The 12993-nt window shown below is 74.0% G+C and carries 9 protein-coding genes and 1 tRNA gene; 8 read left to right on the top strand and 2 right to left on the bottom strand.

The window, feature by feature from the left end:
* Window positions 1-244: 244 nt before the first annotated feature.
* Together OG711_RS25980 and OG711_RS25985 are read left to right on the top strand one after the other, a co-directional pair.
* Window positions 245-2908 carry an alpha/beta fold hydrolase gene (locus OG711_RS25980; protein ID WP_329560743.1) on the top strand — a complete coding sequence of 888 codons (2664 nt, stop codon included), beginning with the start codon at window positions 245-247 and terminating at the stop codon, window positions 2906-2908.
* Window positions 2909-3024: 116 nt separating this feature from the next.
* On the top strand, window positions 3025-3882 hold the full coding sequence (locus OG711_RS25985) for an ABC transporter permease (protein WP_073794361.1): 858 nt from the start codon (window positions 3025-3027) through the stop codon (window positions 3880-3882).
* 103 nt (window positions 3883-3985) lie between these two features.
* On the opposite strand, the gene OG711_RS25990 is transcribed toward OG711_RS25985, so the two are convergent.
* Complete coding sequence (locus OG711_RS25990; protein ID WP_266515677.1) at window positions 3986-4150, bottom strand: hypothetical protein; 165 nt, start codon at window positions 4148-4150, stop codon at window positions 3986-3988.
* A 229-nt stretch (window positions 4151-4379) separates the two neighbouring features.
* Between OG711_RS25990 and OG711_RS25995 the strand changes: the two genes are divergently transcribed.
* From OG711_RS25995 to OG711_RS26005, 3 genes are all read left to right on the top strand, one after another.
* The gene (locus tag OG711_RS25995) at window positions 4380-5549 is read left to right on the top strand and encodes a sensor histidine kinase (RefSeq protein ID WP_266515674.1); all 1170 of its coding nucleotides are present in this window, start codon (window positions 4380-4382) and stop codon (window positions 5547-5549) included.
* Window positions 5537-6190, top strand: coding sequence for a response regulator transcription factor (locus OG711_RS26000; protein ID WP_073793772.1), 654 nt, complete (start codon window positions 5537-5539; stop codon window positions 6188-6190). Before OG711_RS25995 ends, OG711_RS26000 begins: the two co-directional genes overlap by 13 nt.
* 217 nt (window positions 6191-6407) lie before the next feature.
* Complete coding sequence (locus OG711_RS26005; RefSeq protein WP_266515668.1) at window positions 6408-6938, top strand: SET domain-containing protein-lysine N-methyltransferase; 531 nt, start codon at window positions 6408-6410, stop codon at window positions 6936-6938.
* Window positions 6939-7156: 218 nt separating this feature from the next.
* On the opposite strand, the gene OG711_RS26010 is transcribed toward OG711_RS26005, so the two are convergent.
* Window positions 7157-7229, bottom strand: a tRNA-Arg gene (locus OG711_RS26010).
* A gap of 288 nt (window positions 7230-7517) precedes the next feature.
* Between OG711_RS26010 and OG711_RS26015 the strand changes: the two genes are divergently transcribed.
* From OG711_RS26015 to OG711_RS26025, 3 genes are all read left to right on the top strand, one after another.
* Window positions 7518-9320: a GTPase domain-containing protein gene (locus OG711_RS26015; protein ID WP_329560747.1), complete on the top strand. Its 1803-nt coding sequence runs from the start codon at window positions 7518-7520 to the stop codon at window positions 9318-9320.
* A gap of 53 nt (window positions 9321-9373) precedes the next feature.
* Complete coding sequence (locus tag OG711_RS26020; protein ID WP_405674976.1) at window positions 9374-11827, top strand: GTP-binding protein; 2454 nt, start codon at window positions 9374-9376, stop codon at window positions 11825-11827.
* A gap of 415 nt (window positions 11828-12242) precedes the next feature.
* Window positions 12243-12881: a single-stranded DNA-binding protein gene (locus tag OG711_RS26025; protein WP_329560751.1), complete on the top strand. Its 639-nt coding sequence runs from the start codon at window positions 12243-12245 to the stop codon at window positions 12879-12881.
* The last annotated feature ends 112 nt before the right edge of the window (window positions 12882-12993 follow it).

Below are 12993 nucleotides of genomic sequence, written 5' to 3' on the forward strand. Positions count from 1 at the left end.
AAGCCGGACGCGCCCCAAAGGGGCGCGGGGAACTGCGCAAAAGACGAGAACAGCCCCGCACTCGACGGACAACGAACAGGGGCAGCATCCAGGGGCGCGAGGAACCGCGCAGAACGAGAACCGCCCCGCACCCGAGGGACAACAGCAGCAGGCAGCATCCAGGGGGCGCGGGGGCACCCCCCCCCGCAAGCACTCCTGGGCACCCACAAGGTGACCGGCCACCCCCTCCGCTTACGGTTGTCGCATGGATCTGCGACTGCCCACCCCACCAAGGCCCCGCCGGCCAAGGCGCCTGCTGGCCGCCGTGGCCGGTGTCGCCCTGCTCGCCGGGGCCGGTACCTGGACGGCCGCCGCGTCCGACGACGCCCCGTCCGTCCGCAGAGCGGACCGCGCACTGGACTCGGGCGGCACCCGGATCGACACCTCGTACTTCACCACCCCCGGCGCCGGCAAACGCCCCGCGGTCCTCCTCGGCCACGGCTTCGGCGGCAGCAAGGACGACGTCAGGGAGCAGGCCGAGGACCTGGCCCGCGAGGGCTACGCCGTGCTCACCTGGTCCGCCCGCGGCTTCGGTGACTCCGGCGGCCGGATCGGCCTCAACGACCCGCGGACCGAGGTCGCGGACGTCTCCCGTCTGATCGACTGGCTGGCCGACCGCCCCGAGGTCGAACTCGACAAGGCGGGCGACCCGCGCGTGGGCATGACGGGCGCCTCCTACGGCGGCGCGGTCTCGCTCCTCGCCGCCGGACACGACGGCCGGGTCGACGCACTCGCCCCGCAGATCACGTACTGGAACCTCGCCGACGCCCTGTTCCCCGGCGGCGTCTTCAAGAAGACCTGGGCCGGACTGTTCATCAACAGCGGCGGCGGCTGCGACCGCTTCACCGCCGAACTGTGCCGGATGTACGAGCGGGTGGCCGAGAGCGGGGTGCCCGACGACCGGGCCCGCGCGCTGCTGGAGGCCCGTTCCCCGGTCGCCGTCGGTGACCGGATCAAGGTCCCCACCCTTGTCGTCCAGGGGCAGTCGGACTCCCTGTTCCCGCTGGACCAGGCCGACGCGATGGCCCGCGCGATCCGCGCGAACGGCGCACCCGTGGACATGGACTGGATCTCCGGCGGTCATGACGGCGGCGACATGGAGCGCGACCGTACGCACGACCGGATCGGCGCCTGGTTCGACCGGCACCTCAAGGGCGACGACAGCGTGGGCACCGGCCCCGCGTTCCGGGTCACGCGCACCGGCGGGGTCGACTCCACCAACGGCGCGGCCCTGCTGCGCGGCGCGAGCGGCGACTCCTACCCGGGGCTGCGCGGCGACCCGCGCGACATCGCGTTGACGGGACGTGAGCAGACGTTCGACAACCCGGCGGGCGCCAGTCCGCCCGCCGTCTCCGGGCTGCCCGGGTTCGGCGGCGCGGGCGGGGGCGGCGGCGGGCTGTCCCAGCTCTCCGCGCTCGGCGTCGGCCTCTCCCTGGACTTCCCCGGCCAGTACGCCCGTTTCGACTCCGCGCCGCTGACCGAGGACCGGCGCATCACCGGCACCCCCAGTGTCCGCGTCCGGGTCACGTCCACCAGTGACGACGCCGTGCTCTTCGCCAAGCTGTACGACGTGGCGCCGGACGGCGAACGGCAGGTGCTGCCGGCCCAGCTCGTCGCCCCCGTGCGCGTGGCCGACGCGAAGGACGGCAAGGACGTCACACTGACGCTGCCCGCCATCGATCATGAGGTGGAGCGCGGCCACAAGCTGCGGCTCGCCGTGTCCTCCACCGACCTCGGCTACGCCTCGCCGCTCGCCCCCGCCCGGTACACCGTGTCCGTCCAGGGCGAGCTGTCGGTGCCCACCGCGCCCGGGGTGACCACCGCGGCCGCGCCGCTGCCCGCCTGGGTGTGGGCGCTGCCCCTGGCCGCCGTGGTCATCGGCGCGGCCCTGCTGCTCACCGCCCGCCGCCGGACGGCCGCGCCCGCGCCCGACCCGGCGCTCGCGGACGTCCCCCTCCAGATCACGGACCTCAGCAAGCGGTACGCCAAGTCCGCCGACCGCTACGCGGTACGGGAGCTGTCGTTCCGGGTCGAGCGGGGCCAGGTGCTCGGACTGCTCGGACCCAACGGCGCGGGCAAGACCACCACCCTGCGGATGCTGATGGGTCTGATCCGGCCCGACCAGGGCGAGATCCGGGTGTTCGGCCACGCGATCCGTCCTGGCGCCCCGGTGCTGTCCCGGGTCGGCGCGTTCGTGGAGGGCGCCGGATTCCTCCCGCACCTGACCGGCCGCGAGAACCTGGACCTGTACTGGCGGGCCACCGGACGCCCCACCGAGGACGCCCGGATGGCGGAGGCCCTGGAGATCGCCGGGCTCGGCGAGGCCCTTCAGCGCGCGGTGCGCACGTACTCCCAGGGCATGCGGCAGCGTCTCGCGCTCGCTCAGGCCATGCTCGGGCTGCCCGACCTGCTCATCCTCGACGAACCCACCAACGGCCTCGACCCGCCGCAGATCCGCGAGATGCGCGAGGTCATGATCCGCTACGCGCGCGACGGACGGACCGTGATCGTCTCCAGCCATCTGCTGTCCGAGGTCGAGCAGTCCTGCACCCATCTCGTGGTCATGGACCGCGGACGGCTCGTCCAGGCCGGACCCGTCGCGCAGATCGTGGGCTCCGGGGACGCGCTGCACGTGGGACTCGCGGGCGAGGTGTCCGACCCGCTGGTCGAGAAGATCGCCGTACTGCCGGGAGTGGCGTCGGCGGTCCGCTCGGAAGGCGGACTGCTCGTCCGTCTCGCCGAGGCGGGCCCCGAGGCGTCCCGAGAGCTCCTGGTGGAGCTCGTACGGCTGGAGGTGCCCGTCGAGTCGATGGGCCCCCACCGCACGCTGGAGGACGCGTTCCTGACCCTGATCGGAGGACCCCAGTGACCACCACCGGACCTGTGGGCGTCCGCCCGGACGGCGAAGGACCCCCGGACGGCGAAGGACCCCCGGACGGCGAAGGACCCCCGGACGGCGAAGGGCACCCGCTCCGTGACGGCGCGGTGGCCGTGCAGAGCGCGCCGGGCTACCGGGCCCGGGGCACCCTGCCCATCAGGGTGGAGTTGGTGCGCCAGCTGGGGCGGCGGCGGACGCTCGTGATGGGCGCCATCCTCGGACTGCTGCCGTTCGTCCTCGCCGTCGCGTTCGCCATCGGGGGCAGCCCCGACGAGCGCGGTGGCCCGGGTGAGCGGATCTCGCTCATGGACACCGCCACCGCCTCGGGGGCGAACTTCGCCGCCACCTGTCTGTTCGTGTCGGCCGGGTTCCTGCTGGTGGTCCCCGTCGCGTTGTTCTGCGGGGACACCGTCGCCTCCGAGGCGAGCTGGTCGTCGCTGCGCTACCTCTTGGCCGCGCCCGTGCCCCGGGCCCGGCTGCTGTGGTCGAAGCTCGTCGTCGCCCTCGGTATGAGTCTCGCGGCGATGGTGCTGCTGCCTCTCGTCGGGCTCGCTGTGGGATCGGTGCTGTACGGCTGGGGCCCGCTCGCCATCCCCACCGGCGGCACGCTCGACGCGGCGACGGCCGCACAGCGGCTCGTGATCGTCATCGCGTACATCTTCATCTCGCAACTCGTCACGGCGGGCCTCGCGTTCTGGCTGTCCACCCGCACCGACGCCCCGCTCGGCGCGGTCGGCGGCGCGGTCGGGCTGACGATCGTCGGGAACGTCCTCGACGCGGTCACCGCACTCGGCGACTGGCGGAACTACCTGCCCGCCCACTGGCAGTTCGCCTGGGCGGACGCCGTACAGCCCCGGCTGGAGTGGAGCGGCATGATCCAGGGCGCGGCCGTCTCGCTCACCTACGCGATCATCTTGTTCGCCCTGGCCTTCCGTGGCTTCACCCGCAAGGACATCGTCTCGTAGGGCACCTCCGGCTCCCGCCGGTCACCCGTCACGGCGCCAGGTCGCAAGAGGGGTGGGTCGGTGGGAGCCGACGGACGCGCCCGCCCCTGACCGCCTCACCGGCTCAGGACTCCGCTCTGCGCGTCCGGTAGATCGCGATCGCGCTGCCGACGGCGACCGCGCCCGCGGGGAGACTGACGGCCAGATGCGTCCCCTCCGACAGGACGAAGCTCGACACGGCGTTGAGGGCGAGAGCGGTCACGAACAGGAACCACAGGAAGGGCCGCACGGTCGGATGATCCTTTCGAGGCGTGGCGCGCACCACGGGGAGCGCGCGCAACTGGAGTGGGCGCCGCCGGAGCGAGTGCGGCGTAAGCGCGTACCCCTCAAGGATCACCGCCGACGGAACGGTCCGGTAAGGGGGCCGGCCACCGTGTCCGTGGTGGAGCAGGCTCCACCACGGACCGGGGGGACCACCCACCTGAGCGGCGCCCACCAGGTCGTTTAGCCTGATCGGCATGGAGAGACCGATACGGGAGGCGGCGCAGGCGACACGCCGCCTCGGTATATCCGCAGGCTTCACCGTCGTGTCGTACTTCTTCATGCCCGTCCTCGCGTTCACGGCCGTCGGCAGCGTCATCGTCATCGGCGCGGGAACGCTCCCGGAGACCACACTGCTGCTGCGCCGGGTCGCCGGGGCCAAGCGGAAGCTCGTGGGGGAGTGGACCGGGACCCCCGTCCCGGAGGCGTACACACCGCTCGAAGGCACGCTCGTGGAGCGTGTCAGAGCGGCGCTCGGCGACCCGGGTACCTACCGCGACCTGCGCTGGCTCGGCGCGCACTACGTGTACGGGCTGCTGCTGGCGTGCGCGACCCCCGCCCTGTGGGTGGTGGGCCTCATCGTGGACTTCGTCTGGCACGGCATGGCAGGACGCCGCCCGGTCGTCCTGCCGCTGATCGGGCGGCTCGCGGAACTCGACGCGGACTGGTCCCGCACCCTGCTCGAACCGTCCCCCGAGGCCCGCGACAACGCCCGCCTCGCCGAGCGGGTCGCCGAGCTGACGGTGACCCGCGAGGGCGCGGTCGCGGCGCACGGCGCGGAGCTGCGCCGTATCGAACGCGACCTGCACGACGGCGCCCAGGCCCATCTCGTCGCCCTGTCCATGCGGGTGGGGCTCGCCAAGCGCGCGTACGAACGTGATCCGGACCTGGCCCGCCGGCTTCTCGCCGAGGCACAGGACCAGGCCGAGGAAGCCCTCACCGAACTGCGCCACGTCGTACGGGGCATCCATCCGCCGATCCTCACCGACCGGGGCCTGCTGGGCGCCGTCCGGGCGCTGGCGGCGGGCAGCGGGCTGGCCGTGGAGGTGACCGACGACGGGGTGGAGGCCGCCGGGGCCCGCGCCTCCGCGGGGATCGAGGCCGCCGGGTACTTCGTCGTCGCGGAGGCCCTGACCAACGCGGCGAAACACGGCGGCGGCGAACACGCCGGGGTGGAACTCCGCAGGGCGGGTCGCGCGTTGCAGATCACGGTACGGGACGACGGGCGGGGCGGGGCGGACGAGTCGGGCGGCAGCGGGCTGCTCGGCATGCGGCGCCGGGTGGCCGCGCTCGACGGCACCGTCCGGCTGACCAGCCCCGTCGGGGGGCCGACCGTGATCGATGTGGAGCTGCCGTGCGCCTGGTGATCGCCGAGGACAACGCCCTGCTCAGGGAGGGCCTGACGCTGCTGGTCACGACCGCGGGACATGAGGTGGTCGCGAGTGTGGGCACCGGCCCCGAGGTGCTGCCCGCCCTCGTGGCCCACCGCCCGGACGTCGCGGTCCTCGATGTCCGGATGCCGCCCGGCTTCCGTGACGAGGGTCTGCGCGCCGCGCTCGCCGCGCGCCGGGAGATCCCGGGCCTGCCGGTCCTCGTGCTGTCCCAGTACGTGGAGGAGACCTACGCCGCCGAACTGCTCGGCGGCGGCGCGGGCGGCGTCGGATATCTCCTCAAGGACCGCGTCGGCCGGGTGGACGAGTTCCTCGACGCGCTGGAACGCGTCGCCGCGGGCGGTACGGCTCTGGACCCGGAGGTCGTCACCGAGCTGATGTCCCAGCGCCGGGACGACCCCCTGGGGACCCTCACACCCCGCGAGCGCGAGGTGCTGCATCTGATGGCCGAGGGCCATGACAACGCCACCATCGCGACCACCCTCGTCATCACCGAACGCGCCGTCAGCAAGCACATCGGCAACGTCTTCCTGAAGCTCGGCCTTCCCCCGACCGACACCGGCCACCGCAGGGTCCTCGCCGTCCTGGCCTACCTCGAAAAGCGGTTCACCCGCTGAACCCGCTGAACCCGCTGAACCCGCTGAACCCGCTGAGGCGGCACCCCCGGCCCGGCCGCCGGTCCGGGGCGGGGCCGTGCGACGGGGCCGGTAAGGGTCTGGTGCCCGACCCGGTTGTGCGGTTGTGTGGGGGCGTCCGCGTTCTGATCTCGCCGGGTGCCCGACCTGCGGCTGAGACGAGCGTGCGCGCGCCGGGCGATGACCGAAGGGCTCATCGATGAGTGTTCAGGAGTCTGCCGATCCGTCGAGGACGGTCGTTCTCCCCGGTCGGGAGCAGGGAGTCGAACTGCGGGAGTCCGGCGACAAGGGAGCCGGCGTGTTCGCCGTGCGGCGGTTCCGGACGGGCGAGCTGGTCCTGGCCGGAGCCATCGGGGCGGAGCTGGACCGCAACGACGCGCACGCCTCGCAGGTCGCGCTGGACCGCTTCGTGCGGCACGAGGGCATGATGCCGAGCGTGAACCACTCCTGCGATCCGTCGTGCGGGATCAGGCTGAACGCCTCCGGCGCCCATGACCTCTTCGCCCGGCTGCCGATCACCTCCGGCGAGGAGATCACCTTCGACTACGCGATGCGCAACCACACCGTCGACCACTTCCCCGCCCGGTGCCGCTGCGGGTCGGCCCTGTGCCGTGGCCGGATCACCGGCTGGAAGGACCTGCCCGCCGACCGCAGGAACGCCTACCAGGGCTTCGTCGCCCCCTACCTCCTCACCGAACCCCCCGCCCCGGCCCGCCCCGGCCCCGCGTAGCCCCCGCGGCGGTATCTCCCGCACCTCCCGCACCTCCCGCCCCGAACCGCCCGGAGCTCTCCAGGAACCCGCCCCGGCACGCTCCCGAACCTCCCCCGGAACGCTCCAGGAACCCGCCCCGGAGCCTTCGCCGGGAGGCAAGGCGCTTGTCCTATCAGCGATGTGCATCCGGACATGAAGAAGCCTCACCGGCGTTTCCGCTGGTGAGGCTGGGTTTGCGCCCCCGGCAGGACTCGAACCTGCGGCCAAGCGCTTAGAAGGCGCCTGCTCTATCCACTGAGCTACGGGGGCCGGGTGACGGCCGGGTGGCCTGGTGCCCGGGGGGTGGTCCGGGGACCGTGTCCGGGACAAGGATAGGGCTCCTGATTCCTAGTACCCGGCGCTTCGCCTCCGTGGCTCGATGTGGAGGTTCGGTGAAGCGGTCCTGATAATCGCAGGCAGGTGCGAATCGTGCATCGCTTTTCGCGTCTCGCGCCCCGGGTGTTGTGCACTCGTTATGCCTGCGCCCCACTCACGCCTTCCGTCCCAGGTGTCCGTTCGGCCGTTTCCTGCCGGGTCGTCGGCGCGCAGGATACCCATATGCTTCAGAAAGTCGCCAAAGTTGGGCATTCTTCGCATGTGGTGACCTTGGACGTACGGCCTCAACTGCTCGACGCTCTCTCCGCACTGCGTGAGCGGGTCGCCGCCGCCCGCTTTCCGCTCCCTCTCCCGGGGGCGCCACGCGCGCGTGCCAACCGCGACGAGCTGCTCGCCCAGCTCGACGACTACCTGGTGCCACGGCTCGGAGCCCCCGACGCACCGCTGCTGGCCGTCATCGGGGGCTCCACCGGCGCCGGGAAGTCGACCCTGGTCAACTCCCTCGTGGGCCGCCAGGTCAGCGAGGCGGGCGTACTGCGCCCGACCACCCGGGTCCCCGTGCTCGTCTGCCACCCGGAGGACCACCACTGGTTCAGCGGCCTGCGGGTCCTCCCCGGCCTCACCCGGGTCTGGGTACCCCCGCAGGACGCCCTCGGCGGCGACGCCCACGACCTGCTGCCCGGCCACGGCCACAGCCACGGCCGAGGCGGCGGACACCGGGACGGCGACGGCCCGGACGAACGGCAGCTGCGCATCGAGACGGCGACCGCCCTGCCCCGCGGACTCGCCCTCCTCGACGCCCCCGACATCGACTCCCTCGTAGCCCAGAACCGCCTCCTCGCCGCCCAGCTCATCTGCGCCGCCGACATCTGGGTCATGGTCACCACCCCCGCCCGCTACGCCGACGCCGTCCCCTGGCATCTGCTGCGGACCGCCAAGGAGCACGACGCCACCCTGGTCAGCGTTCTCGACCGGGTGCCGCACCAGGTCGTCGGCGAGGTGTCCCGTCAGTACGCGGCCCTGCTCACCAAGGCCGGACTGGGGGACGTACCCCGGTTCACCGTCCCGGAACTCCCCGAGTCCACCGGCGGCGGCGGACTCCTCCCGTCCACCGCCGTCGCCCCGCTGCGCGCCTGGCTCACCCAGCGCGCCCAGGAACCCACCACGCGCGGGCACACCATCATCCGGACCGCCGGCGGCATGCTCCACTCGCTGCGCTCCCGGATGCCGGAACTCGCCGGGGCCGTGGCCGCACAGCACGCCGCCGCCGTCCGGCTCACCGCCGTCGTGGAGGACGTGTACGAAAGCGAGCACGCGCGCGTGAGGGGCCGTCTCCAGGCCGGAGCGGTGCTCTCCGGGGACGCCCTGAAGCGCTGGCGCAGCTACCCCCTCGACTGCGGCCCCGGAGAGCTCCTCGACACCCTCGTCGAGAACCTCGGCGCTCTCCTGCTGTGCTGCGCCACCGCCGCCGACGAACAGATCGACGAACGGTGGCGGCGCGAACCCGGCTGCGCGGCGCACGGCCTGACCGCCCGTGACCCCGACCTGGAGAGCGCCGAGCACCGTGTCGGGATGGCCGTACGGCGCTGGCGGCGCGAGCTGGAGGAGTACTGCGAGGACGAGGTGCGCGACGTCGACCGGAGCACCGCGCCCGATCCGGAGGCCGTCGCCGCGATGCTCGCGGTGGCCCTCCTCGGCGGTCCGCGCGGTCGCGCGGCCGGGGAGAGCCTCGCCGACCGCATCGGCGCGCAGAGCGCGCTCAGACTGCGCGAGAGGGGCGGCCGGCTGGTCTCCGACTACGTCGAGAAGGTGCTCTACGCCGAACGGGAACGCCGTCTCGCCCCGCTGGACGCCCTGGACATCCGTCCCGAGCCCCAGTCCGAGCTCATCGCCGCCCTGTCCGTCCTCCAGCGTGAGCAGCGGCGGCAGGGGGAGCCCCCGGACGCGCCCGCGAGCGACGACGCCCCGCAGGGCCGGAAGGCGCAAGAGGGACACAGCCGTCAGAGTGATCCGAGGGAGAGGTGACCGCGGTGACCGCCGTGACCGACCACACCGACCGTGCCGATGGCGCGGACGGCATGACGACGCACGCACCGCACGCGGCGCACGGCGAGCGCGCCGGGGAGGCCGGGGAAGCGGGGAAGGCCGAACAGGGCGAGCGGGGGGCCGGGGACACCGCCGAGCAGGGGGAGCACGCGGACCAGCCGCGGGACACCGAGAGCGGCGGCCGGACGGACGACCCGGAGCGCGCGGAGGTGTCGGACGATGTGGAGGAGCCGGGGCGGTCGGGGCAGTCGGAGGAGCCGGGGGAGCCGGATGAGCTGCGGCGCCCCGAGCCGGTGGGGCCGGTGGGATCGGTCGGGTCTGCGGGCTCGGTGGGCTCGGTGGGGCGTCATGACGGTCGCTCAGGTCACCCCGGTCACCAGGACCATTCCGCGGGTCACGGGGAGCACACCAGGTCCGTGGAGGACCCTCGGGGCACCGGTGGCGCACGGGGCGGCGGCGCCGAGGACACCGACCGGGCGGCCGTCGGTTCCGATGACACCCGGGCTGGTGCTGGTGCCGGGACTGCGGCGCCCGGAAACGGCGGTCGCGACGGGAACGGGGCCGTCGACCCGGACGAGGACGAGGACGCGCGCGCGGGAAGCGCGGAACGCGACTCCTCCGTGTCCCCCGGTACGTCCGCGGGTACGTCCCCCGTCGCGGATGCCGCCGCCCCCTCCCGTACCTCCCTGGGGACACGCTTCCGGACCGCCGCCGAAGCGCCCTTCACGCGTGCGCGTGCGCGTCGCGAACCGGGTGCGGACAGCGGGCGGGTCTGGGACGACGGACTGATCGCCCGACGGGTCACCGACGCCGACGTGGCCACCACGGGCGTGGTGGACCACACCGCCCCGCACGCCGCCGCGCCCCGTACGGACACCGCCGCGGCCGGGTACGACACGGAGCTGCGGGGGCGGCTCGACGCCCTGCGTGAGCTCGTGGGGCTCTCCCGGGCGCGGCTCGACCGGGCCACGCTCGCGGAGGCCGGGCGGGTGCTGGACGAGGCCACCGCGCGGCGACGGCTCTCCGACCGGCACACGGTCGTCGCCGTCGCGGGCGCCACCGGCAGCGGCAAGTCGACACTGTTCAACGCGCTCGCCGGGGTCAACATCTCCGACACCGGGGTCCGCCGCCCCACCACCTCCTCACCGATCGCCTGCACCTGGACGGACGGCGCCGCCGGGCTCCTCGACCGGCTCGGTGTGCCGGGACGGCTGCGGCGCAGGCCCGTGCCCCACGCGGGAGGCGAGGTTCAGCTCGACGGACTCGTCCTCATCGACCTCCCCGACCACGACTCGGCGTCCGTGGTCCACCGGGAGCAGGTCGACCGGGTCCTCGCGCTGGTGGACGCCGTCATCTGGGTGGTGGATCCGGAGAAGTACGCCGACGCCGTGCTCCACGAGCGGTATCTGCGGCCCCTGGCCGGGCACGCCGAGGTGATGTTCGTCGTCCTCAACCAGATCGACCGGCTGCCCGGGGACGCCGCCGACCAGGTGCTGGACGATCTGCGGCGGCTCCTGGACGAGGACGGGGTCGCCCTCGGCGAGTACGACGAGCCCGGTGCCACCGTCCTCGCGCTGTCCGCGCTGACCGGCGAGGGAATGGACCAGCTCAGGGAGGCGCTGGACCAGTTCCTCGCCGAACGCGCCGCACCGGCCCGCCGGATCGCGGCCGATGTGGACGCCGCCGCGAGCCGTCTGCGGCCGGTGTACGCCGCCGCCCGCCGGCCGGGGCTGACGGAACGGGCCCGTGACGAGTTCTCGGACCGTCTCGCCGAGGCGGTCGGCGCGAGCGCCGCCGGTGACGCCGCCGAACGCGCCTGGCGCCGCCACGCCGGTACCGCCTGCGGGACCCCCTGGCTGCGGTTGTGGCGCTGGTACGAGTCCCGGCGCGACCCGGCGTCGGTGTTCCCGCAGCCCCCCGCGCCGGTGGACGAGGAGTCCACGGCCCGTCAGCGTGTCGAGCAGGCCGTGCGCACCGTGGCCGACCAGGCGGCGTCGGGACTGCCGACCCCATGGGCCCAGGCCGTGCGCGAGGCCGCGGTACGGGGCGCGTCGGGACTCCCCGAGGCCCTGGACCGCCTCGCGATCGCCGCGGGAGCGTCCGGACGGCCGCCCCGGCCTGGCTGGTGGCCGTTCGCCGTGCTCGCCCAGGCGTCGATGACGGTTCTTCAACTCGTCGGGGCACTGTGGCTGGTCGGCCAGATCGTCGGGATGATGTCGCCCAACCTGGGGGTGCCGGTCCTGCTGATGGTGGTCGGCATCGTCGGCGGCCCCTTGGTCGAGTGGCTGTGCCGACTGGCCGCCCGGGGTCCGGCCCGGCGGTACGGGACCGAGGCGGAACGGCGGCTGCGGGAGGCCGCGGCCGGGTGCGGACGGGCCAAGGTGCTCGATCCGGTGGCGGCGGAGCTGCTGCGGTACCGGGAGGTCCGTGAGCAGTATCTGCGGGTCACGGGGGTGGTTCCGGTGCCGCTCGGCGCGGGCGGGTAGCGGGTCGCGGGTCACACGGGTACCGGGGCGGGCGGCCCCGTCGGAGGGAGTGGGCAGCAGCGCCGGCGGATCGGCGGCGAGCGCCCGCGCTACCCCCACCCGCTGCTGCTGCCAGGGCGGCCCGGAGCGGGCCCGTCCGGGGTGGGCCCGGCTGGCGTGGGCGGATGGCGTCATCCGTTCGGGTGGCGGGGTTTTCCACAACCGTCGCGCCACACACAGGGCTCAGCGGGATCGGGCCCGGCCGGGCACTCTGGAATCCGGCCCGGGAAAGCGCGGTGCACCTCGCGTGGCCCGGGAGCCGGTGGGGCCGGCGGCCTTGTGCCGTCGTGCCGTCCACCGGTGTCCGCGAATCCACGGGGGATCGCGGAACCCGGTCGTGCGGGGAGTGCCCGCGCGGGTCCGTAGGGGGTAGGCAATGAACGACACGCTGGTGACAGTGGTGGGCAACGTCGCGACGGCACCGGTCTTCCGGGAGTTGCCGACGGGCGCGGTGGTGAGGTTCCGGATCGCGGCGACATCGCGCTACCGGGACCGGGGGCGGGATTCCTGGATCGACGGCCACACCAACTTCTTCACGGTGTACGCGTGGCGGGCGCTCGGGGAGAACGCGGCGGCGTCCCTGTCCGTCGGCGAACCGGTGATCGTGCGGGGCCGGTTGAAGGTGCGGCAGGAGGACCGGGGCAACGGCCAGCAGTGGTTCAGCGCGGACATCGAGGCGAGCTCCATCGGTCACGACCTCGCCCGGGGCACCACGGCGTTCCGCCGTGACAGGCCCGGCCCGCGCTCGCGCGCCGACGGTACGGCGGAGGGCGGCGGCAGCGGGACCCCGGCCTCCGCCCCCGGCAAGCCCGGTGCTCCCGGTGCTCCCGGCGGTCCCGGCGCGGCGGTCGGCGGGCAGGCGCCCGCTCCGCCGGGGCCGGACGACGGATTGTGGGACACGGGAGCGGTGCCCGACGGCGCGGTGGGCCCACCGGCACCACCGACCTCATCGGCCCCACTGGCACCACCAGTCCCACCCGCCCCGGCGCGCAGGCGTCCGACGCCGGTCGTTTGAACGAGGCGGGTACGGGAGCCGGTACGAGCCCGTGCGCGCGGGCGGGGCGGGTGTGGGGCGGGTCCGGGCCCGGGTCCCAACCCGCACGCCGGTCCGTACCGTGTCGCGACCG

The sequence above is a fragment of the Streptomyces uncialis genome (genome assembly GCF_036250755.1).
Classification (GTDB): Bacteria; Actinomycetota; Actinomycetes; order Streptomycetales; family Streptomycetaceae; genus Streptomyces; species Streptomyces uncialis.

Excerpts from the sequence above, each read along its gene's own strand:
- OG711_RS25980 (WP_329560743.1), top strand. The coding sequence starts at position 245 with ATGGATCTGCGACTGCCCACCCCACCAAGGCCCCGCCGGCCAAGGCGC.
- OG711_RS25995 (WP_266515674.1), top strand. The coding sequence starts at position 4,380 with ATGGAGAGACCGATACGGGAGGCGGCGCAGGCGACACGCCGCCTCGGT.
- OG711_RS26005 (WP_266515668.1), top strand. The coding sequence starts at position 6,408 with ATGAGTGTTCAGGAGTCTGCCGATCCGTCGAGGACGGTCGTTCTCCCC.
- OG711_RS26015 (WP_329560747.1), top strand. The coding sequence starts at position 7,518 with ATGCTTCAGAAAGTCGCCAAAGTTGGGCATTCTTCGCATGTGGTGACC.
- OG711_RS26020 (WP_405674976.1), top strand. The coding sequence starts at position 9,374 with ATGACGACGCACGCACCGCACGCGGCGCACGGCGAGCGCGCCGGGGAG.
- OG711_RS26025 (WP_329560751.1), top strand. The coding sequence starts at position 12,243 with ATGAACGACACGCTGGTGACAGTGGTGGGCAACGTCGCGACGGCACCG.